The organism is Gordonia sp. PvP123, assembly GCF_040547295.1.
In the GTDB taxonomy this organism is placed as follows: Bacteria; Actinomycetota; Actinomycetes; order Mycobacteriales; family Mycobacteriaceae; genus Gordonia; species Gordonia terrae.
This window is the reverse complement of sequence record NZ_JBEPPN010000001.1, coordinates 588176-609536: the sequence shown is the minus strand read 5'-3', so window position 1 is coordinate 609536 and position 21361 is coordinate 588176. Positions and strand designations below refer to the sequence as shown.

Below are 21361 nucleotides of genomic sequence, written 5' to 3'. Positions count from 1 at the left end.
CTCAGCCGTGCCCGCTGGTGCAGCCCCAGTAGTAGATCGAGCCGCCGCCCGCGTAGTAGAGCGCGTTGGCCTGGGCGGTGTAGAGCCGTGATCCCGTGCCGTATCCCCAGTAACTCGGCGACGACGCGATCGCGCCGCACCCGTTGACGAACTGCGCGACGACGCGGCAGTCGTCGGCCGGGCAGACCCGCGTCGCGGCGGCGGAGGCCGCGGCGTACGACCCGTAGTCGAGGGCGCGGCCGACCGAACCGGTCGACGGCGACAGCGCCAGCGCGCCGTAGTAGTCGTAGTACGCGTGCGCCGGAGCCGGGTCGGCGACCGCGGTGCCGACGAGGGCGGAGGCGGTCGCCGCCACGGAGGCGGCGAGCACGGTGACACGTCGGGTCAGGCCCGGGCGGGTGGATCTCACGGAAGCTCCTCGGTGTGCAGTGGCAGAGGTGGGCATGGCGTTCTAACCTCCGGCCGGTTCACGGGTGGGCTGGCCGGGAGTCGGGGTGCCGGAGGGGGTCTCGGTCGGCGTCTGGATCACGTCGGGCTTCTCCACGTCGACGGTCTCGTTCCACTTGGTCAGGTCGACGGTGATCGTGGTGTCCGGGTCCGCGGGGTTCGGGCTGAAGACGAGCCGGGCGAGCTGGTTGGTCCCGGTGGTCAGCCAGACAGTGGTCGGAACCGGCGCGTCCTGCGGCCCGACGACCTGACGCGCGCCGGTCAGCGCGGCGAGGGCACCCGCCGGCACAGTGCCGTTGATCTGTGCCGTCTCCACGCCGTCGACGGTCTCCGAGCCGACCTTGGCCGGGTTCTGGAATTCGCTCAGCACGTTGGCCAGGCCGTTCTCCGGGTCGAGGAACACCGAGACGTCGTAGATGGACTTCCCGTCCCCGTAGCTCAGGTATCCGTCCCCGGCGATGTCGGCGTAGAGCACTCCGTCGACGTAGACGAACGGGGCCGAGGCCTCCTGCGGGTCCTTGGTGCCGAAGACCACGGTGGCCTCACCCTTGGCGGCGTCCGCCGGGGTGGTCACCAGATCCGCGGTGACCTTCTTCGCGTTCAGGTTCGGGACCGTGCCGTCGACCACGAGGTCGAGGTGGGCGCCGGTCAGGGCCTCGGTGTTCGTGGCCGCGGCCGCGAGCTGGGCCGCCGGGTCGACGATCACCGTGGTCGAGGCCGACGCCCTGGTCGCGGTCGGCGAACCCGTCTGGGAGGTGGAACATCCGGTCAGAACGATCGCGGCGACGATCCCCGTCGACAGTGCGGCCGCGGCCACCCGTTGGGCTCGTTGCATGAGAAGCGCCTCCTCCGTTGACTTTTCGACACACCCCCGGTGCCGTTGGGACGCAACACTAGCGGCGTCCCGCGTCGGATCGGGGGTACGTACGGTTGCCGAATGACGTCTCGTCGGATGACGGTCGATCCGCTCATGCAGCCCCGCGCGTCGAGGTGGAGGGACCTGGTGGCGGAATAGGTGCCGCGACGCCGACGTTGCACGTCGGCGAGATCCGCCACAATGGGGACACCCGCGAGGAGACCTTCGGAAACGACCTCGGGGCGCGTACACGTCTGGACAGGAGAACGGGACACCGATGCTCACGATCGGGCAGGAGCTGGTCGACGCCATGGTCGCGCACGCACGCGCCGACCATCCCGACGAGGCGTGTGGGGTGATCGCCGGTCCCGAGGGGTCCGACGACCCGCAGCGCTTCATCGCGATGGTCAACGCCGAGCGATCGCCGACGTTCTACCGCTTCGACTCGGCCGAACAGCTCGCCGTCTGGCGCGAGATGGACCGCCGCGACGAGGAGCCGGTGGTCATCTACCACTCGCACACCGCCACCGAGGCGTATCCGAGCCGCACCGACATCTCCTACGCGGGAGAGCCCGGCGCGCATTACGTGCTGGTGTCCACACGCGATCCGGAGACCACCGAGATCCGTAGCTATCGCATCGTCGATGGTGCGGTCACCGAAGAAGAGATCGAGATCAGGAGCTGAGAATGTCTGTCACCGTATCCATCCCGACGATCCTGCGCACCCACACCGGCGGGGAGAAGCGCGTCGAGGGGTCGGGTTCGACGCTGGCCGCGCTGATCGACGACCTCGATTCGGGCAACGCCGGCCTGAAGGAACGTCTCGTCGCGCCCGACGAGAACGGCACCGCCAAGCTGCACCGCTTCGTCAACATCTACGTCAACGACGAGGACGTGCGCTTCTCCGGCGGCCTGGACACCCCGATCGACGACGGCGACGAGGTGACCATCCTGCCCGCGGTCGCCGGCGGCTGAGCGTGGCACGTTATGACTCCCTGATCGACTCGGTCGGCAACACCCCGCTCATCGGTCTGCAGCGGCTCTCGCCGCGCTGGCACGACTCCGACGACGGCCCGCACGTCCGCCTCTGGGCCAAGCTCGAGGACCGCAACCCCACCGGGTCGATCAAAGACCGTCCCGCCCTGCGCATGATCGAGCAGGCCGAACGGGACGGGTTGCTGCAGGCGGGGTCGACCATTCTCGAGCCGACCAGCGGCAACACCGGCATCTCGCTCGCGATGGCGGCGAAACTCAAAGGCTACGAGCTGATCTGCGTGATGCCGGAGAACACCTCGGAGGAACGCCGTTCGCTGTTGCGGATGTTCGGGGCCCAGGTCATCTCCTCGCCCGCGGCGGGCGGGTCCAACACCGCGGTCGCCGTGGCCAAGGAACTCGCCGCGGCGAACCCCGACTGGGTGATGCTGTACCAGTACGGCAATGCGGCGAACGTCGCGGCGCACTACGAGGGCACCGGGCCCGAGATGTTCGCGGATCTGCCCGAGATCACGCACTTCGTGGCCGGTCTCGGGACGACCGGCACCCTGATGGGCGTCGGGCGGTTCCTCCGCGAACGCAATCCCGACATCGAGATCGTCGCCGCCGAACCGCGGTACGGCGACGAGGTCTACGGTCTGCGCAACATCGACGAGGGGTTCATCCCCGAGCTCTACGACGACTCGGTGCTCACCCGGCGTTTCTCGGTGACCGGCGTCGACGCGGTCGCGCGCGTCCGCGAACTGATCGAGCTCGAGGGCATCTTCGCGGGGATCTCCACCGGAGCGATCCTGCAGGCGGCGCGTGGCATCGGCCGTCGCGCCCTGAAAGCGGGTACCCGTGCCGACATCGGGTTCGTCGTCCCCGACGCGGGATGGAAGTATCTGTCGACCGGGGCGTACGAAGGTAGTCTCGACGACGCGGAGCAGGCACTCGACGGCCAGCTCTGGGCATGATCCCGCTACCGAGGAACTCCGCTACCCGAGGAACCACCAGGCCATGAGCTCGTACACCCCGCCGGTCGGGCAGCAGCCCACCCGGCGCACCCGCCCGCTGTGGTTGCGATCGGCGATCATCACCGCCTGCATCGTCGCGGTGCTGTTCGTGATCGAGGCGATCGACGTGGCGACGAGCGTCGATCTCGACCAGAACGGCATCGAACCACGACAGGTCGACGGGCTCGACGGCATCGTGTGGGCGCCGTTCCTCCACGGCGACTGGCAGCACCTGTTCGCCAATCTGATGCCCGGCGCGGTGTTGTGTTTCCTCGTGCTCATGACGCAGCGGTTCCTGATCGTCACCGGCATCATCTGGGTGGTGTCGGGGGTCGGCGTCTGGCTGTTCGCGGCGCCGTACTCGGTGACCGTCGGGGCGTCGGGCATCGTGTTCGGCTGGCTCACCTTCCTCATCGTCCGCGGTCTGTTCAACCGCGATCTGTGGCAGATCCTCGGCGGCCTCGTGCTGTTCCTGGTGTACGGATCGATCCTCTGGGGCGTCCTGCCCTCGGATCCGCTGATCTCCTGGCAGGCCCACTTGTTCGGCGCGATCGCCGGTGTGTTCGCGGCGTGGGCGCTGGCGGCTCGCGATCGGCGCAAGCCGGCGGCCACCAACCCGGGGGTGACGCCATAATCGCGGCGGGCGGCCAGGACGCGCCCATCGGGATCTTCGATTCGGGCGTCGGCGGGCTGACGGTGGCACGCGCCATCATCGACCTGCTGCCGGACGAGGACATCGTCTACATCGGCGACACGGCCAACGGGCCGTACGGGCCGTTGACGATCCCGGAGATCCGACGCCACGCCCTCGCGATCGGCGACGACCTCGCCGAGCGCGGCGTGAAGGCCATCGTCATCGCCTGCAACACCGCGTCGGCCGCCTGCCTACGCGATGCTCGCGAGCGGTACGCACCGATCCCGGTCATCGAAGTCGTGCTGCCCGCGGTGCGTCGTGCGGTGGTCGCCACCAAGACGGGCCGGATCGGCGTCCTCGGCACCGAGGCCACGATCTCTTCACGGGCGTACCAGGATTCGTTCGCGGCGGCGCGGGACGCGGTGATCACCGCGGTGCCGTGTCCGCGATTCGTCGACTTCGTCGAACGCGGGATCACCAGCGGCCGGCAGATCCTGGGGCTCGCCCAGGGATACCTGGAGCCGCTGCAGCAGGCCGGGGTGGACACCGTGGTTCTCGGCTGCACGCACTATCCGTTGCTCTCAGGGGTCATCCAGCTCGCGATGGGCGACGAGGTGACCCTGGTGTCGAGCGCGGAGGAAACCGCGAAGGACCTCTTCCGGGTCCTCACCGAGGCCGACCTACTGCATCCGCACACGGGCCGCGACGCGACCCGCGTCTTCCAGGCGACGGGCGATCCGGACCTCTTCGCGAAGCTCTCGAACCGATTCCTCGGTCCGGTCATCGGAGCCGTGCAGCACGTCTGAGGAACCCACCGCGCTTCGCCGCGCAGTTGTGACCCGTATGCCGACGCCCGGGCGCGGAATCGTGGCACAGTGGGGCCTATGCGTCTCACGGTCCTCGGGTGCTCGGGCAGTGTGGGCGGGCCGGGCGCCGCGTGCTCCGGTTATCTGCTCTCCGTTCCCGGTGAACAACCGGTACTGGTGGACTGCGGCCCGGGAGTCTTCGGTGAGCTGCAGCGCGTTGCCGACCCCAGCAACGTCGCCGTCGTCCTCAGCCACCTCCACGCCGATCACTGTCTCGATCTCCCCGCGATGCTCGTCTGGCGGCGGTACGCGCCCGAGCCGGCCAGCCGGCGGGCACCGTTGTACGGGCCGCACGGCACCGCGCTGCGGATCGGCTACGGGTCATCGGAGTTCCCCGGCCAGCTCGACGACATCACCGACACGTTCGACGTCCACGAATGGAGCGACGATCAGGAGATCACGCTGGGCGGGATGCGGATCCGGGCGATGAACGTCAACCACCCGCCCGACACCTTCGGATTGCGGATCACCGGACCCGAGGGGCAGGTCATCGCCTACAGCGGGGACACGGCACCCTGCGACGAACTCATCGATCTCGCGGCCGACGCGGACCTGTTCCTGTGCGAGGCGTCGTGGACACACGCACCGTCGGAACGCCCACCGGATCTGCACATGTCGGGGATCGAGGCGGGGGAGGCCGCGACCAAGGCCAACGTCCGTGCGCTCGCCATCACCCACGTCGCGCCGTGGTCGGATTCCGCGGAGATCCTCGCCGAGGCCCGCAGTACGTTCTCCGGCCCGACCGAGCTCGTCAGCCAGGGACAGGTCATCGACCTCACCTAGATGTCGTGCGCGCGCCGGTCGTTACAGTGAGACCCGTGACCACACGAGCTGACGGCAGAGCCGACGACGAACTCCGTCCCATCACGTTCACCCGCGGGTTCACCAGCCACCCGGCGGGTTCGGTCCTGGTGGAGTTCGGCAGGACCCGGGTGATGTGCACCGCGAGTGTCACCGACGGCGTGCCGCCCTGGCGTCGTGGTTCCGGGCTCGGGTGGCTGACCGCGGAGTACGCGATGCTGCCGGCCGCCACCCACGATCGGTCGTCGCGTGAGTCGGTCAAGGGGCGGGTCGGCGGACGCACCCACGAGATCAGTCGGTTGATCGGTCGCTCGCTGCGCGCGTGCATCGATCTCGGCGCGCTGGGCGAGAACACCATCGCTCTCGACTGCGACGTCCTGCAGGCCGACGGCGGTACCCGCACCGCGGCCATCACCGGCGCCTATGTCGCGCTGGCAGATGCGGTCACCTACCTGCGCGCGGCGGGCAAACTGTCCGACCCGCAACCTCTTTCGTGCGCGATCGCCGCGGTGAGCGTCGGTGTCGTCGACGGCCGTGTCCGACTCGACCTTCCCTACGAGGAGGATTCGCGGGCCGAGGTGGACATGAACGTCGTGGCCACCGATGCCGGCACCCTCGTCGAGGTGCAGGGCACCGGCGAGGGAGCGACCTTCCCGCGTTCGACGCTCGATGCGCTGCTCGACGTCGCCGCCGTCGGTACCGAGAAGCTGTTCGAGGCTCAGCGCGCGGTGCTCGCCGAACCGTACCCGGGCGAACTCCCCGGACGGGCCTGATGTCCTCGGTGCTCCTGGCGAGCCGCAATGCCAAGAAGCTCGCCGAACTCCAGCGCGTCGTCGATGCCGCGGGCATCACCGGGGTCGAGATCGTCGGCCTCGACGCGGTGCCCGACTACCCGGAGGAGCCCGAGACCGGCGCCACCTTCGAGGACAACGCGCTGATCAAGGCTCACGCAGGTGCTCGAGCGACCGGGTTGCCCTGTCTCGCCGATGATTCCGGTATCGCGGTCGATGCCCTGAACGGAATGCCGGGCGTGCTGTCGGCGCGCTGGTCGGGCCGGCACGGCGACGACCCGGCCAACAACGCGCTCCTGCTGGCCCAGTTGTCGGACACCCCGGACGAACGCCGCGGCGCGGCGTTCGTGTCGGCGTGCGCCCTCGTGCTGCCGGACGGGACCGAGACGGTGGTGCGCGGCGAGTGGCGTGGACGCGTCCTGCGGGAAGAACGCGGGCCGCACGGATTCGGCTACGACCCGCTGTTCGCCCCCGAGGACGAGATCGCCGCCGGCCGGTCCGCGGCGGAATTGTCGCCGGGGGAGAAAGACGGGCTCAGTCACCGCGGAAAAGCGCTGGCGCAGTTGGTCCCGGCGCTGCGCGCGCTCGCGGGCTGACGCCCGTCGCGTCGACGCGCGGACGAGATCAGCTCGCCGTGCCGGTGTACATGTAGACGCCCAACGTATGGGGCCGGCCGTCGAGCAAGATGTTCATGTCGTCGGCGCCGGCACGCGACATCCCTTGTCGCTCATAGAATCCGAATGTGCACAGCGAGTCCGTGTACAGATGGAAGTCCGAGCGGCCGCGTCCCCGGAGATGGTCCAGGAACGCGCGGTAGAGTGCGGCTCCGACGCCGTGTCCCCGGGTGGTGGAGGCGACGGCGAAGAGGGTCAGTTCGTCGTCGAGCGGCCTGCCGGTGCGGGCGCCGAGCCGGTGGGCCACCGATTCGTATGCGAAGAAGCCGCGCAGCGACTTCAGCTGGGGTAGTCCGAGAACGGCGGCTCGGGCGGTGTGTGCCCAGAGCAGTGCCCTGTTCGTCGCCCGCTCGGGCAGGTGCGGCTCACCGTCGACACGTCCCAGGATGATCCCGACCACGTGACCGTCCTTCTCGGCGACGCGGCTCCAGGTGCTCGCCACCAGTTGCTCACGCAGATAGACCTCGAGTGCGCTGTCGAGAACGCGACGACCGCGGACGTACCGGTGGATGAAGAACGCCTCGTCGATGATCTTCTTGACGTCCTCGGCGTCGGTGGAACGGTATGGGCGATAAGTGATGTCGGTCATGATCCCTTCTTTTCGTAGGTGTTGTCGAGTGTGGTTGTCGGGTTGGGGGCGACCGGACCCGAGCCGTGGGTGAGTGCGATGAGGTCTGCTTCGAGTGCGGCCCGGTCGCCGTCGTCGAGGACCGCTCCCCAGAGCGGGGCGGTGTTCGAGCCATCGGCGGCCGCGATGATGAGTCGTGTGATCGCCGGGTCGAGGCCGTCGTCGGCCAGCGTGGTTCGCCAGTGATCGGCGTCCTGCTGGGCGAGTTCGGCCGGGCCCGGTTCGTACATCAGGCTCGCGGCCAAAGCGATCTGGTCGCGCAGACCGGCGGAGTCCCGGGCGTCGGCGAAACTCACCCGGATGTAGGCCCTGGTGAGTCGTCCCGGTGTCTCGGCCTCCTCGCCGGCGACTCGTTCGACCTCGGCCCGGAACTTGGCCATCAGGTCGGCGGCGAGTTCTTCGAGCAGTCCGTCTTTGGCGGGAAAGTGATAGAGCAACCCGCCTTTCGACACCCCGGCCGCGGCGGCGATCTCGGACACCGATACCGCGGCACCCTGGCGCGCGACGAGACGGGCCGCGGCGTCGAGGATGGACCGTCGCGTATCGGCGGCGGTGCGTCCGGATGTGCGTCCCATGTCGTCCTCCTTCTGATCGGACCCGGGGGTCTCCTGACGTCATCTACAACTGTACCGTCCAGACGGTACAGTTTCAATCCCCGAGGGAATGCGAGGGTCCTGGCGGTCTCGCCCGGTCCGTCGAGCGCGCGTCCGATCCCGTCGAGAGCGCGTCGACATTCATCGACCGTGCACGGGAGAGGTGCGAGGGTGATCAGCTGCCGGCGTGGACACCCAGCATCCGCGCGACCGAATCGGGCCAGCGGTACTGGGTGGCCCGGTGCCGGGCCGCTCGTTCGCGATCGAGCCGAGGGAGGCTGAGCACCTGCCGGATCGCGCTGGCGAAGCCCGACCCGGAATTTTCGGCAGCAGCGCCGCACGTGTCGTCGACGAGGCTCGCGACGGCCGACGAGCGCGATCCGATGACCGGTGTACCGGCGGCCAGTGATTCCAGCGCGGAGAGGCAGAACGTCTCGTGCGGCCCGGGGGAGAGCGAGAGGTCGGCGCTCGCGAGGAGTGCGGCGACCTGCCGCCGGTCCGTGAGGTGCCCCAGAAATGTCACCGGTAGTCCGCGCGCCAGGTGTTGCAGCGGGCCTCGCATCGGCCCGTCGCCCGCGACCACCAGATGTGCGGGCGTCCCGGAACGGTGGAGCCTGTTGAGTGCCGCGATGCTTCGGTCGGCGCGCTTCTCCACCGAGAGGCGTCCGCAGTGGGCGATGAGCGCGCCGGTGCCGTCGGACCATTGCTCGCCCAGATTGGGATCGAGGTGCCGCGGGTCGAAGACGTCGAGGTCGACACCCAGCGGAGCACGGACGACGTTGGGCGCCGCGACGCGATCGAACTCCGCGGCGGCGAAGTCGGTGGTGCAGACGACGGTGTCGTAGTCGCGGGCGGTGGCCGCGTTGGCTCGATCGGCGAGCGCCCGCGCCGTCGGGCCGGGCATGATCTGACCGAGTAGGCGGTCGAGGCGCTCGTGGGACACCATCGTCGAATGGATGTCCCGGGCGCGCGCCCACCGGCCGAAACCGCGGAGGGTCAGGCGGTCAGAGACCTCGAGGGCGTCGGGGTGGAGATGGGCGAGGACGTCGGCGACGCGACGCGCAGACGCGAGGCGGTAGCCGCCCGAGGCCGGGATGCGTGGTGCTGCGACGGTGATCCGGGTGACACCGGAGGGAAGTGCCTCCTCGCCGGGGTCGGCGCCGGGGACGATCAGGACGACGTCGTGACCTGCCTCCACGTAGCCGGCGCCCCAGCGGTCCACCGCGGTGCGCAGACCGCCGGAGCGTCCGCCGTAGAAGTTCGCGAGCTGGACGATCCGCACGGAGTCCAGTGAGCCGGACCCGGGTGAACGGACGTCCAGCGTGGGGATATCAGAGGTTGAACTGCGCCTTCACTTCCTGGGTGCGCTTGTGCTCGAACCAGAAGGACAGGAAGGGAATCGTGCCGGCGATGGCGGTGATGACGGTCTTGCCCACACTCCAGCGCACCTTGATCGCCAGGTCGATGGCCATGATCAGGTAGACGAAGTAGACCCAGCCGTGCACGAACGGCACGAAGTCGAGTGCGTGATTGTCGAAGCCGTACGTCAGCACGAGCTCGACGACGAGCAGCAGCAACCACACGCCGGTGATCCAGGCGAGGACGCGATACCGCAACAACGCGCCGCGGACCTTCTCCACCGGGGCGGCGAGGGCGGGGGCGGTGGAATCGGTCTCGGTCACTGCTGGCCTTTCGATGAGGGGGTGGGTTTCGTGTCGGTCGGACGGGCGTCGGCGTCGCGGAGCTCGGCCAGATAGCGGTTGTACTCGGCGAGGGCGACGTCGTTCGCGGGGTCCGACGAGGTCAGTGACGACGCACTGGGAGTCGTCGGACGTTCGGGGAGGATTCCCTCGGGGATCTGGTCCGTGGACTTCCCGGCGCCGACCCTGCGTGCCTCGTCGGGATCGCTCTCCAGGATGACGAACTTTCGATAGGCGTAGATCACCGCCGCCGCGAACGCCGGCCACTGCAGGGCGTAACCGAGGTTCAATCCGGAACCAGACGCCGACTCGTACCGCGACCACTGCCACCACGCAAGCGCCAGGCACACCACGGCGGCGGAGACGGCGAGCACCGTGAGCGCGGGCCGGTGGGCGCGGCGACGGGTGGAGGACATGCCTACGACGGTACCTGGCCTGCGATGATCAGAACGCGGCCGGTAGGGTGGTCGCCGTTACACTGCGTGACTCCCCGCCTTCCTGGGGCGTCGCGCCCACGCGCGAGTGGCGGAATTGGCAGACGCGCTGGATTTAGGTTCCAGTGTCTCAGGACGTGGGGGTTCAAGTCCCCCCTCGCGCACTCTGAATTGTGTTCGGCGCGGTCCGGCGTGACGCGTCCGTCGACGGAAGCGGGGTCGGCAGAGATGCTGGACGACACGAGTTCGTCGCCGTCGACGCGGACTTGGACCTCTGCGCTGGTGCTGGTGTCGATCGTCGCTCTCGCGTTCGTGGTGGTCGGGCTCGTGCTGCCGTCACCCGATCCCGGACTCACGACGACACCGCCGCCGGCGTCGTCCGGGACCGAGCAGTCCGATCCCGCTGCCACCGAGGCACCGACGGTGGTCGACGAGCCGGTCGACCCGAAAGCACCGATCCCCGGATGCGACATCGTGGAGGTGCCCGAGGAGTCGGGCTACACCGCGTTCACCGGAATGGGGCCGCCGCCGACATACGACAATCCGGAGTTCCCGTGGTTCAACGGACCGAAGGCGACCGCGATGTCCACCGCGCTGGCGAGAGCGCTCCCGGCCCGGGCCGAGATCGCCTTCGCGAGCCCGCGGCAATCGTTCATCTTCCAGCCGATCACCTCTTTCAAGGCCCCGGCCCCGGAGCCCCGCGGGTCGACGTACGCCGGGGGTGAGCTGATCAACGGAGATGCGAGGGGCTCGGTGTCTGTCGATGTACAACGCTCGTCGCTACCGATTCCGCCCTGTGTGGCAGGGCAACTCGATGAACGCCGCACTCTGCGCGACGGCGTGGTGGTCGACGTCCACGACACTTGGCAGGAAGTGGACGGCGTTCGCACCCTCAGCAGGACGGCCCGCGCCTACGTGGCCGACGGATCCTGGATCGCCGCGCGGGCCAGTGACGCGACCGGTGCGAACCAGCAAGACCGCAGCGGCTCGGTGCCGTTGTCCATCGACGACCTGGTGCGCATCGTCGACGACCCGGGACTTCGTGTCAGCACCCCGGTTGCCCCGGGTACGCCGACGCCGATCGAACACTGTGAGAGCCCTTTCGAGTCGTACAAGGGCACCCCGGTGACGCGTGAGGAGGCACGCGAACTCGACGCGGTTCTCGCCACCGTCGATCTCGGCGGCGCGCGGTTGCCGCCCATGGCGCCGGTGGGTTCGCCCGCGGAGGGCATGCTGTGCACCGGTGTCGCGGATCTCGGGGATGGTGTGGCCATAGACATCACGATCATCGGTGGCCAGCCGAGGCCGTCCGCAGAACGCCCGGTTCCGGGCCGGGGTAGCCCGAAGACGCTGCGCGCCCTTCCCGATGGGACCCTGGTGCAGACCGACGTCATGTCGCAGTCGAGGTCGTCGACGACCGACCCACGCGAACAGATCCGTGAGACGACCCATTCCGTGGTGGTGACCCGCCCGACGGGCACCCGCGTCTCGGTCAGTTCCTCGGCAGCCTCGCCGACCGAGCCGCTGCCGATGAAAGAGCTCGAGAACATCGCGTTGACACCAGGATTGGAGCTCTGACGATGCCGGCCCGGAGTACCTGGACGCTGGTTGCCGCCGCGGTGGTCGCGGTCGTGACGGTCTCCGCGGCGGCCGTGGTGTGGGTGGACCGCGTTCCGTCGACGGTCAAGAAGATCACCGGAACCACTGCGGGGACGCCTGGTCTCGCCTGGTCGCTCGATCCCGCGGAGTCGCTGGGTCGTCCGTTCGCCGCGTTCGCCGACCCGCGCGGAGGAACCGCGTTCGCCGCAGGCGAGCCGGGGATGATCCGGTCCGGCGACACGCTTCTCACTGTCGTCGGCACCCCGAATGAGGGGACGACCCTCGGTGATCCCCTGATGATCGGCATCGACGCGGGCAGCGGAGACGTGCGCTGGCAGGCTCCCGCGCACGATCTCGTCAGCTGCAGTGATGTTCCGCTCCACGGCAAGATCTACTGCCACGCCCTTCAGAAGGACCACGAACTCGTCAGCTACGACATCGACTCGGGTGACTCGACACGACGCACGGTGTCCGAGAGTATCTTCGCCATCGCGACCACGTCTGACGCCCTGTACGTCGCCGAGGGCAGCGTCGAGGAGAACGACGTGCGAGTCCACTCGGGCACCTTCGACGACGTGTCGGCTCACTGGACCCGCCAATTCGACGTCGGTGCCTCCTATGAGGAGGTGTACAGCAGCGAGGCGCTCACCGTGATCGATGGTGTCGGGCTCGTGCGCACCGGTGGCGACGTCGCCCTGTTCGATGCCGGATCGGGCGCCGAATTGTGGAGTAACGGAACACAATGCGTCGGAACCTCGTCGCTGCTGCCGGGCGGGTTCCTCGTCCACGCCGACACCGGCTGCGAGTCGGCCGGCAATGCGTCCGAGCAACTGCTCAGGGTGCCGGACGGGAAGGTGGTCGCGTCGAGCTCGAATCCCACCGTCCAACGGCCGGGGTACGAGTCCACGACCGACTCCGACCCCGTCCTACTCGGCGACTCGGCCTACGACCGCGCCACCGGCGACCGATTGTGGACGAACAGCGACCTCACATCGCGCGACACCAACGCAACCGGAGCCGTGACCGCGGTCGCCGGCGGCGTTGTGTACGTGACGGACAGCACCGCCCGCAGCGACGGTGGTGTCGACCTCAGAACCGGTAAACGTTTGTGGCACAGAGCGTGGCGCGACGATGCTTCTGCCGGCGTGAACCCAGATGGCTATCGCGACCGTCTGTTGGCCGGCAGTGATGGCGTCACCCTCACCGCTGTCGACGTGACCACCGGCGAGATCGCGTGGACGGCACCGTTCCTCGCCATCGATTCCGACCCGGATGCGTTCGTCACCGGCACAGCACTCGAGCCCTACGGCGACGGGTGGATCTTCTCGTCGGACCGTCGAATGATCAGGCTCGCGCCCCTCTGAGTCACATCTGGGCCGGGATGACCTCGACCGCGTCGTCGTCGGCGAAGACGATGTCGTGATCGTCGGTCGAGATCGCCCAGCGGCGCAGGCGCGCGGTGTGCTCGTCGTCGATGCGGGTTTCGATGGTGGTGTCGCCGGCCAGGTCCGCGAAGTCGTCGACGACCTCGCCCTCTCTGGTCGAACCGTCGTCGAGTGTGACCCTGACCCGTGCCGCCACGGCGACCTCGTCCGGGGCCTCACTGTCAGCGCCGTCGTGGTCGACCGGCTCGTTCTCCGTTGTGCTCATCCGATTGTCCTGTCCCCCTCGGGGTGGCCTCCGACGGTGAACTGCTCCGCACGCCGGTGGCACACCGTTCGTGCGCATCAGCTTATCAAATGAGTCCATTGACAGCGTGAATGTCGCGGAAGGTGCTGCTCGTGCGACGGAGCCGGCCCAGCGTCTCGATTCGACGCCGCAGTGAGTTTCCGTCGTGTGTACCGAATCGTCTGCGGCGCAGCGCGATCGCGATCAGGGTGTACGTGACGGCCTGGCCAAAATGCGGATCGCCAGAGTCCGCGGTATCGGACTCTGGCGATCGATCAGGCAGTCGTCGACTGGATCAGTGGGCGGCGTTGTACGCCTCGACAATGTCGTTCGGAATCCGGCCGCGAGCGGAGACCTCGTAACCGTTGTCGGCCGCCCATTCCCGAATTGAGGCATTCACCGACGAACCGGCCCCGCCGGAATTGGTCTTCGTTCGTGCGGATGGTGACCGCCGACGCCCACCGACTCGGGTCGACGCCTTGAGCAATTTCGCGACGGTCACTTTTCCCTGCTCGATCTTGTCGAGATTGGTCGAGGACACGTCTAGTTCGTAGTCTACGCCGAGCCACGACCACGAAACCGTCTGTGCGTCTTGGGGATCGAGTTCGCGACCGTCAAGATCGTCGACAAAGGTCACTGTCTGTATTTTCGACACACTGACCACGGTAGTCGAAAGACGAGGCGGATTCATGGACGTCTGCATTCCCGGTGTCGGGAGTCACTTCGGATATAGAGCGACAAGTCCGTCGAATGCGGACTCGTCCGCTCAATTCAGGCCGGGAATGCTGAATCGAGGTGCTTCGGGACACGGAATCGTGGAGGTGGCTCGCGACGGCTCCGCAGTTCTTGACGCCGACGGCCGGGTTGATTCGCGTTTCCGGGTCACGCCGACTCGCGGAGTGGGGTCGGTTGTCTTCCGTCGGTTCGCCTCGGCGCCCAACCCGCTACCGGTGGTGTCGTCGACGCGCAGGCACATCGACCGGATCACATGGTGCGCGGTCACCAGCCCATAGGTCATCGGCAGTCCCAATACGGTCACCAGCAGGCGGGTCGGACGCAGTGGGCTGTCTCCGAGGATGGACGGCTCGACGACATTGCCGACCTCACGGATCAGGTGCAGCGCGAGTTTGTACGCGTAGTGCGCCGCGGTGATCGGTTTGCTGACGGTGAGCTCGTCGAGCGACACGGTTTCCCAGGGATCCGCGCCGTGGCCGAGGTTGTGTCCGATGCCGAGCAAGATGTCGAGCGGGGCGCCGCCGAAGATCGGGATCAGGGAACCGAAGAGCGAGACGCCCAGTTCCCCGACGGAGCGATCCTCCGCCGGGTCGAGCGGGATCAGGTTGTGGTGGATGCGGATTCCGCGCATGACGCTCAGGATTCGCGTCGTCTCGCCGCGAATCCTGGCTGCATCGGCGGGGTTGTTCTCCTGCGCCTGCGCGGACACGTAGCGGACCAACCGGCCGAGCGTGAGGGAGCCGATCGGCGTGCAGGTCTCGACATCGGCCAGTGCGAGGTGGTCGGCGATCTCGGCCACCATCGGCGGGATGGGGATGTCGAAGCGGACGGTGTCACTCGGGCGTCCCGCCTGGGCGCGCTGCTCGTCGGTCACTCGTGCGACGCATTGGTCGAGAACGGTCTTCGCCGTGGCGCGCAAGAGGGCCTTCACCGCGAATTCGGACGAGAAGACGAAGGCGGACAGCAGCCAGTTGTATGTGACGAACTGCGCGAGGCCGTCGGCGTCGGTGCCGGCGAACGGACTGCCGAGGTCCGGTGCCGACCCGACGAGGAGCCGGGCCGGGATCAGGACGGTGGTGAACATGTACAGCCACACCGTTTCGACGGCCTGGATCACGGTGATGTTCCCGAGCGGGATCGCCTCGGTGTGCCGGCCGTCGCGGATCTTGAGGAGGTTCGAGACGAGAAGCTGCGAGATCGGGTCGCGGTAGTCGAGGGCGGGATCGTCGTCGTCGGCACCGAGGGTGAGCGGATGCTCGGTCACGGCGAGGGTCGAGATGTGCAGCCTGCGCATGTCGCGATGCGCCGCAGCCCGGCTCGCGCGAGCCGACGCCTGCAACGAGGGCGGCAGGATGTCGTAGACGGCCTCGAAGATCGACTCGTACACGACCGACAGGGTGGTGAAATCGCCGCTCGCGCAGCGTGTCTCGGCGCCCTCGAGCGACTTCGGCGTCGGCAGCAGGGGGTGGGTCAGGGTCTCGATGCGTTCGAGGCGTTCCGGATAGGTCTCGGTTTCCGGATCGACGGTCGGGGTGAGCTCGTGGACCGGCGTCGCGCGCAGCGGAGCTGCCGAGAACGGTGCCGTGCTACCGACGATCGCGGCAGTGCTCGTCCCGGCCGCCAGAGTGGGCAGCGACATCGTCAATGTGAACACCGCGACGAGTCGCAGTACCCATGGCTGTACGCGCCGTGCTGCATTGCCCCGACCTGAACTCATGCACCCACTACCCGAATAGTCGTCTGGTACCCCGGCGAGGAGTGTCGGCGCCCGCCGCCATCACGGCGTCGTGCGCGACCAGAGCAATCCGCGAAGGGGAAGTTAGTCGAACGAATCTTAAGGTGCGCGGCGCCGGTCCGCGCACCGGGTGGACCGGAAGCACTGTCGGTGCGTCGTGCAACGATTTCGAGGTGAGACGTCGAGCGGCATGGTTGTCGGTGATGATCGCCGCGGTGTCGGTCGTCGTGGGACTCGGTGCCCTGTTCGTATCCGGGACCGACACCGAATCGGGGCAGGTGCTCCGCCCGTCGGCTCCGCCCGTCGGCTCGTCGACATCTGCGCTGCCGTCACCAGAGGTCCGGACGCCGGTACCCGGCGTCGGTCAGGCCCTCGCCGACCTGGCAACTCTCCAGGTGAAGGGACGTGCCCCCAAGACCGGTTATGCCCGGGCGCGGTTCGGCAAGGCGTGGGACGACGCGGTCGACGTGCAGTTCGGCCGCAACGGTTGCCGGACGCGAGAGGACATCCTCCGCCGAGACCTCACCGGGATCACGGTCCACGACGACGGGTGTCGAGTTCTCGCCGGCACGCTGGCCGACCCGTACACCGGTACGACCATCCCGTTCACCCGAGGACAGGAGACGTCGGCTCTCGTTCAGATAGATCACGTCGTCGCGTTGTCGGACGCCTGGCAGAAGGGCGCGGCGGGCTGGGCCGCGGGCAAGCGCATCGAGTTCGCGAACGATCCGCGGAATCTGCAGGCCGTCTCCGGGACCGTGAACCAACGGAAGAGCGACGGCGACGCCGCCACGTGGCTCCCGCCGAACAAGGCGTACCGATGTACTTACGTCGGCCGGCAGATCGAGGTCAAGAAGTCGTACGGACTGTGGGTGACCCCGGCCGAACGCGACGCCATGCGGCGGGTGCTCGCATCGTGCTGAACCCGTCGGGCCGCGGTCGGCGGTCTCGTCGGTAGCCTTGGCGACCGTGACCGCCGACCAGGGACGACCCCAGCCATCCGACGACGCCGCCGGCCATCCGCTGACCGACGACACCGTCGTCGCGGCGCTCGGTGCCGATCTGCGGTCGGCGGGGTACACGAACGACGGCGTCACCGGCCTGCTCGGCGCCGACGCGCACGAAGCGCTCGTGCGGGGTGTGTGGTGGCCTGCGCTCGCCGCCACGCGCGACGCCGCAGGCGAGGACGGTCGGCTGGCCACTCTGATCCGCTTGTTCCTGTTGGGTTCGGACGAGCCCGAAGACGCTGTCGCCGCGTCGTTCCCGACGGCCGGAATCGACGCGCTGATCGCCCAGGGGGTATTGGTCCGGGTCGATGGGTCGCGGGTTCGCGCGAACCTCGACATCCGGCCGCACGCCGACGACACCCGCGACTACCTCGTCGTCGCCGATCAGGACGCCGCGATGCGGCCCGGACCCGTTGCCCGCGACCACGTCCTGGGGATCGGTGGTGCGTCGATCTCGCTGGCCCGAGCGGTCATCCGTGAGCCCGTCCGTCGCGCGCTCGACATCGGTACCGGGTGCGGCATCCAGGCTCTGCATCTCGACGCCCACTGCGAGCAGATCGTGGCCACCGACACCAACGACCGAGCGCTGGCGCTGGCCGCGGCAACGGCCCGCCTCAACGGGATGTCGTGGGATCTGCGCTCGGGCAGCATGTTCGAGCCCGTCGGCGGGGAACGCTTCGATCTCATCGTGTCGAATCCGCCGTTCGTCGTCGGCGCCGGTGGCCAGGATTACATCTACCGCGATTCCGGGGTCGTCGGGGACGGGCTCTGCGAACAACTCGTCCGCGGGCTGCCCGCGCATCTGAATCCTGGTGGCACCGGCCAGATCCTGGCCAACTGGATCATCCGCGACGGCGAACCGTGGGAGGAGCGCGTCCGGTCGTGGCTCGCCGGCACCGGACTCGACGCGTGGGTCGTGCAGCGCGAGGTCGCCGACCCCATCAGCTACATCTCCCTGTGGCTGTCCGACGCCGGTGAGGACGAGTCCGACGCCGCCCAGCGGGGAGCGGAGTGGCTCGAATGGTTCGAGACCAACGGCATCGCGGCGATCGGGATGGGCTCGATCACCGTCCGGCTTCCGATGCCGGACGAGAACCGCGCTCCCGACGTCGTGGTCGAGGAGATCACCGGCGCCGGTGAAGAGGTGACCGGATACGAGGCGCAGGCCTTTCTCGCGCGACGGCGCTACCTGCGGGAGACCTCCGACGGCCGACTGCTCGCGCGGCGGCTGTCGGTGGCGCCCGTCATGCTCGAGGAGCACTCGCTCCCGGGTGACGAGGGCTGGCAACAGGTGTCGGCCGCGGTTCGCCGGCCCGGGGGTCCCGGCGCAGTTCTCGGCGTCGACGAGATCTCGCGCGCCCTGCTCGCCGGTTGCCGGGGACAGGTGCCGCTGGGTGTCCTGCTCGAACTCCTCGCCGACTTCCACGGCGTCGATGCCGACGCCCTGGCCGACGCCGCGCTGCCCGTCGTCCGTGAGGCGATCGGCCGGGGGATTCTGTACGAAGCGACCTGAGAGTGGTTGCGGGGGAGGTGGTTTCGACTCGGCTCCTCGCTTCGCTCGGTGCCGGCTCAACCAGCAGGGGAAGCGCCTCGCTTCGCTCGGTGCCGGCTCAACCAGCGGGGGAAGCTCCTCGCTTCGCTCGGTGCCGGCTCAACCAGCAGGGGGTGGCGCCGGCTCAACCACCTGGGGTGGCCGGGAACGTCGCGTCGAGCGCTGCGGCGAGGTCGGCGATGAGGTCGTCGGCGTCCTCGAGGCCCACCGAGAATCGCAGATGGCCCCACTCGCGGAAGGGTTCCGGGTACGCGGCGACCCGCGGCCCGTCGGCACCGACGTGGACGATGAGCGATTCGTCGTGACCGAGTGACACCGCCGAGGTGATCGTCGTCAGCGCCGAGACGAAGCGATTCTGGGTGGCCGGATCGCCGCGGACCGCGAAGGCCATCATGCCTCCGAAGCCGCGACCGCCGAACTGTCGCGCGGCCAGGTCGTGTTCGGGATGCGACGACAGTCCCGGGTAGCGCACGTAGGCGATGCGCGGGTCGTCGTCGAGGAAGGCCGCGACCCGCTCGGCATTGCGTTGATGCTGAGCGAATCGCAGTGGCAGGGTGATCGCACCGCGGGCGATCAACCACGCGTTGAACGGCGAGATCACGCCGCCGACGTCGACCATCGCCTGCTCCCGGATCTGCGCGATCAGGTCCGGCCGGCCGAGCACGGCGCCACCCATCGCGTCACCGTGACCGTTGATGTACTTGGTCAGCGAGTGCACGACCAGATCGGCGCCGTCGGCGAGCGGGCGGTACAACACCGGTGGGGTGAAGGTCGAGTCGACGAGCAGCAGCGCTCCGGTGTCGGCGGCGATCTGTGCGAGAGCGCCGATGTCGGCGACCTTGGTGGTCGGGTTGGCGATCGTCTCGGCGATCAGCATGCGGGTGGTGCCGGGCCGCACGGCGGCGCGGGTGGCATCCAGATCCCCGACATCGACGAAGGTCGCCTCGATCCCGTATTTCGTCGGCAACAGGTCCGACCACAGTTTCCACGTGGCCTCGTACGTCGTGTCCGACACGACGACGTGGTCACCGGCGGACAGGAGGGTGAAGAACACGGCGTGCAATGCGGCCACCCCGGACGCGAGGACGACGGCGTCGTCGGCATCTTCGAGTGCGGCGAGCTTGTCCTGCAATGCGACCTGGTTGGCGCCCGTGTTGCGCGTGTAGAACAGTTGCTCGGTGCCCGACCAGCTCATCGCCTCGGGTTCGGGCGGCAGGTGATACGAATTCGCCATCGTGATGGGAGTCCGCACCGACGGACCCGACGCGTCGTTCCCGGCGTGGACGCTGCGTGTCATCTCACCTGTCACGGATGAACTCCCATCGGTTCGTCGATGCTTGACCCGGCCGGGTCGATCACGTCCCGATCCATTCCGGACAGGTCGTCGGACACCACACCGGCCGACAGGTCGTCGACGACCGGTCCCGCAGACCGAGTGGCGTCCGGTTTCTCGTACGGGGGTACGCCGGGTCCGGATCCGGGGGCGACCTCGGCTCGGCGTGGGCGGACGAGGTCGACCACCCGTACCGGGAGCTTGTGCAGTTTGTCGATGTGGGCGACGTGGCGGAACTCGGCCCAGCCCCAGCAGGCGGCGAACACCAGTAGCGCCACGGCGTCCATCGTGACCGAGTTCCATGGGCGGTGCGCGATGTGGATGGGGACCACGACGAGGGCGATCGCCTGGATCACGTAGGAGTCGAGGCTGCGGGTCCCGGTCATGACCAGAGGTCGCAGCCAGTCGTGGTGCCACCACTTGAGCAACAGCCGGAAGAGCCCGTAGATGGCCGGGATCGCGAGATACGCGCCGATGGCCCGGGCCGGTCGGAAGTCCAGCTTGTCGGCGACGTAGGGCTCGAGATGCGCCCAGGGGCCGTGGTCGATGCCGAAGTGGAAGAACAACGCCACCGCGAGGGCGACGACGACGATCGCGACCAGCCACCGGTCGACGAACTCCGGGACCTTCCAGGTCGACCAGTTCCAGCCGATGACGAGCGCGGGGACGAACATGATCTGCCAGCCGGCGACGTTCTGGATGTGCGGGGCGGCCTGGTAGGCGCTGAGGTAGAACCAGCCGGGGGAGTAGATCAGCGAGAACACGTAGAGACCCAGCGAGGCGGCGAGGACCCAGATCCACCAGCCTCGGCGCAGTAGAGGGAAGAGTCCGAACGCCGAGATCAGCAGGACCATGTACAGGAGCAGGATGTTGCCGCCGCTCGGCAGGTACTGCATCGTCAGCGCGAGCCGGATGCCGTCGGCCCAGCCGTCGACCGGCAGCAAGAGCGTCAGCCAGCGATGACCGGCCAGGGCCGCGGCGACCGCGACGAGCGCGATGACCAGCTGGCACAGATAGAGCACGACTATCCGCTTGGCCAGCCGCCGGTAGGCGAAGGCGAGTCCGTGACGCGCGACCCACCGCTGGTAGACGAGGCCGAGGACGATTCCCGACAGCATCACGAACGCGGACATGCCGTCGACGTAGGGGTAGGCGTGCGTCGGGGTGGCCAGCGTGGACTCATGCGCGAAGTGCGCCGTGATCATGCTCCAGATCGCCACCCCGCGGGTGGCATCGATGGCCAGGTCTCGTTTCATTGACTTGCACGATAGACAGCGCCGCGGCCCGGGGTCATCCCGGGCCGCGGCGAGTCGTGCTGAG

At 68.4% G+C, this 21361-nt stretch carries 24 protein-coding genes and 1 tRNA gene; 13 read left to right on the top strand and 12 right to left on the bottom strand.

Annotation, left to right across the window (positions count from 1 at the left end):
• Window position 1 precedes the first annotated feature (1 nt).
• On the bottom strand, window positions 2-409 hold the full coding sequence (locus ABIC25_RS02780; protein WP_231896014.1) for a DUF4189 domain-containing protein: 408 nt from the start codon (window positions 407-409) through the stop codon (window positions 2-4).
• A 42-nt stretch (window positions 410-451) separates the two neighbouring features.
• Window positions 452-1282, bottom strand: a complete 831-nt coding sequence (locus ABIC25_RS02775) for an LppX_LprAFG lipoprotein (protein ID WP_248645210.1) — start codon at window positions 1280-1282, stop codon at window positions 452-454.
• Window positions 1283-1580: 298 nt separating this feature from the next.
• On the opposite strand from ABIC25_RS02775, the gene ABIC25_RS02770 reads away from it, so the two are divergent.
• From ABIC25_RS02770 to rdgB, 8 genes are all read left to right on the top strand, one after another.
• Window positions 1581-1988: a M67 family metallopeptidase gene (locus ABIC25_RS02770; protein WP_004019526.1), complete on the top strand. Its 408-nt coding sequence runs from the start codon at window positions 1581-1583 to the stop codon at window positions 1986-1988.
• Window positions 1989-1990: 2 nt separating this feature from the next.
• Entirely contained in the window at window positions 1991-2278 is a 288-nt protein-coding gene (locus ABIC25_RS02765; protein WP_064571500.1) for a MoaD/ThiS family protein, read from the top strand.
• A gap of 2 nt (window positions 2279-2280) precedes the next feature.
• The gene (locus ABIC25_RS02760) at window positions 2281-3252 is read left to right on the top strand and encodes a PLP-dependent cysteine synthase family protein (RefSeq protein ID WP_354559810.1); all 972 of its coding nucleotides are present in this window, start codon (window positions 2281-2283) and stop codon (window positions 3250-3252) included.
• A 43-nt stretch (window positions 3253-3295) separates the two neighbouring features.
• Window positions 3296-3925 carry a rhomboid family intramembrane serine protease gene (locus ABIC25_RS02755; protein WP_101822813.1) on the top strand — a complete coding sequence of 210 codons (630 nt, stop codon included), beginning with the start codon at window positions 3296-3298 and terminating at the stop codon, window positions 3923-3925.
• A complete protein-coding gene (gene murI / locus ABIC25_RS02750; protein ID WP_180819514.1) occupies window positions 3925-4731 on the top strand; it encodes a glutamate racemase in 807 nt (268 codons plus the stop codon). The genes ABIC25_RS02755 and murI overlap by 1 nt, the downstream gene beginning before the upstream one ends.
• A gap of 78 nt (window positions 4732-4809) precedes the next feature.
• Window positions 4810-5574 carry a cyclic nucleotide-degrading phosphodiesterase gene (locus ABIC25_RS02745; RefSeq protein ID WP_004019531.1) on the top strand — a complete coding sequence of 255 codons (765 nt, stop codon included), beginning with the start codon at window positions 4810-4812 and terminating at the stop codon, window positions 5572-5574.
• 35 nt (window positions 5575-5609) lie between these two features.
• Entirely contained in the window at window positions 5610-6365 is a 756-nt protein-coding gene (gene rph, locus ABIC25_RS02740; RefSeq protein WP_248645211.1) for a ribonuclease PH, read from the top strand.
• Complete coding sequence (gene rdgB / locus ABIC25_RS02735; protein WP_101822815.1) at window positions 6365-6979, top strand: RdgB/HAM1 family non-canonical purine NTP pyrophosphatase; 615 nt, start codon at window positions 6365-6367, stop codon at window positions 6977-6979. Before rph ends, rdgB begins: the two co-directional genes overlap by 1 nt.
• Before the next feature lie 28 nt (window positions 6980-7007).
• Here rdgB and ABIC25_RS02730 read toward each other — a convergent pair whose 3' ends face one another.
• The 5 genes from ABIC25_RS02730 to ABIC25_RS02710 all read right to left on the bottom strand — a co-directional run bounded on the left by ABIC25_RS02730 (window position 7008) and on the right by ABIC25_RS02710 (window position 10394).
• The gene (locus tag ABIC25_RS02730) at window positions 7008-7646 is read right to left on the bottom strand and encodes a GNAT family N-acetyltransferase (protein ID WP_354559808.1); all 639 of its coding nucleotides are present in this window, start codon (window positions 7644-7646) and stop codon (window positions 7008-7010) included.
• On the bottom strand, window positions 7643-8260 hold the full coding sequence (locus tag ABIC25_RS02725) for a TetR/AcrR family transcriptional regulator (protein ID WP_004019536.1): 618 nt from the start codon (window positions 8258-8260) through the stop codon (window positions 7643-7645). Before ABIC25_RS02725 ends, ABIC25_RS02730 begins: the two co-directional genes overlap by 4 nt.
• 193 nt (window positions 8261-8453) lie before the next feature.
• The gene (locus ABIC25_RS02720) at window positions 8454-9560 is read right to left on the bottom strand and encodes a glycosyltransferase (RefSeq protein WP_354559806.1); all 1107 of its coding nucleotides are present in this window, start codon (window positions 9558-9560) and stop codon (window positions 8454-8456) included.
• 49 nt (window positions 9561-9609) lie between these two features.
• Window positions 9610-9960 carry a DUF3817 domain-containing protein gene (locus ABIC25_RS02715; RefSeq protein ID WP_004019538.1) on the bottom strand — a complete coding sequence of 117 codons (351 nt, stop codon included), beginning with the start codon at window positions 9958-9960 and terminating at the stop codon, window positions 9610-9612.
• Window positions 9957-10394, bottom strand: a complete 438-nt coding sequence (locus tag ABIC25_RS02710) for a transcriptional regulator (protein ID WP_101822820.1) — start codon at window positions 10392-10394, stop codon at window positions 9957-9959. Before ABIC25_RS02710 ends, ABIC25_RS02715 begins: the two co-directional genes overlap by 4 nt.
• A 100-nt stretch (window positions 10395-10494) precedes the next feature.
• Here ABIC25_RS02710 and ABIC25_RS02705 point away from each other — a divergent pair.
• The 3 genes from ABIC25_RS02705 to ABIC25_RS02695 all read left to right on the top strand — a co-directional run bounded on the left by ABIC25_RS02705 (window position 10495) and on the right by ABIC25_RS02695 (window position 13375).
• A tRNA-Leu gene (locus ABIC25_RS02705) sits at window positions 10495-10576 on the top strand.
• 64 nt (window positions 10577-10640) lie between these two features.
• Window positions 10641-11990 carry a hypothetical protein gene (locus ABIC25_RS02700; protein ID WP_354559804.1) on the top strand — a complete coding sequence of 450 codons (1350 nt, stop codon included), beginning with the start codon at window positions 10641-10643 and terminating at the stop codon, window positions 11988-11990.
• Between the two features lie 2 nt (window positions 11991-11992).
• Window positions 11993-13375, top strand: coding sequence for an outer membrane protein assembly factor BamB family protein (locus ABIC25_RS02695; protein WP_354559802.1), 1383 nt, complete (start codon window positions 11993-11995; stop codon window positions 13373-13375).
• Between the two features lies 1 nt (window position 13376).
• On the opposite strand, the gene ABIC25_RS02690 is transcribed toward ABIC25_RS02695, so the two are convergent.
• The 3 genes from ABIC25_RS02690 to ABIC25_RS02680 all read right to left on the bottom strand — a co-directional run bounded on the left by ABIC25_RS02690 (window position 13377) and on the right by ABIC25_RS02680 (window position 16053).
• Window positions 13377-13661 (bottom strand): hypothetical protein, encoded by a 285-nt coding sequence (locus ABIC25_RS02690; RefSeq protein WP_354559801.1) that lies wholly within the window; start codon window positions 13659-13661, stop codon window positions 13377-13379.
• 313 nt (window positions 13662-13974) lie between these two features.
• The gene (locus ABIC25_RS02685) at window positions 13975-14370 is read right to left on the bottom strand and encodes a histone-like nucleoid-structuring protein Lsr2 (RefSeq protein WP_172622052.1); all 396 of its coding nucleotides are present in this window, start codon (window positions 14368-14370) and stop codon (window positions 13975-13977) included.
• 75 nt (window positions 14371-14445) lie between these two features.
• A complete protein-coding gene (locus ABIC25_RS02680) occupies window positions 14446-16053 on the bottom strand; it encodes a hypothetical protein (RefSeq protein ID WP_354559799.1) in 1608 nt (535 codons plus the stop codon).
• Between the two features lie 269 nt (window positions 16054-16322).
• Here ABIC25_RS02680 and ABIC25_RS02675 point away from each other — a divergent pair, with 269 nt between their 5' ends.
• Window positions 16323-17072: an HNH endonuclease family protein gene (locus ABIC25_RS02675; RefSeq protein ID WP_420871528.1), complete on the top strand. Its 750-nt coding sequence runs from the start codon at window positions 16323-16325 to the stop codon at window positions 17070-17072.
• A gap of 46 nt (window positions 17073-17118) precedes the next feature.
• Complete coding sequence (locus ABIC25_RS02670) at window positions 17119-18669, top strand: DUF7782 domain-containing protein (protein ID WP_354559798.1); 1551 nt, start codon at window positions 17119-17121, stop codon at window positions 18667-18669.
• Window positions 18670-18832: 163 nt separating this feature from the next.
• Here ABIC25_RS02670 and ABIC25_RS02665 read toward each other — a convergent pair whose 3' ends face one another.
• Window positions 18833-20005 (bottom strand): trans-sulfuration enzyme family protein, encoded by a 1173-nt coding sequence (locus ABIC25_RS02665; protein ID WP_354559797.1) that lies wholly within the window; start codon window positions 20003-20005, stop codon window positions 18833-18835.
• A gap of 8 nt (window positions 20006-20013) precedes the next feature.
• Window positions 20014-21297, bottom strand: a complete 1284-nt coding sequence (gene opgC / locus ABIC25_RS02660) for an OpgC domain-containing protein (RefSeq protein WP_354559795.1) — start codon at window positions 21295-21297, stop codon at window positions 20014-20016.
• Between the last annotated feature and the right edge of the window lie 64 nt (window positions 21298-21361).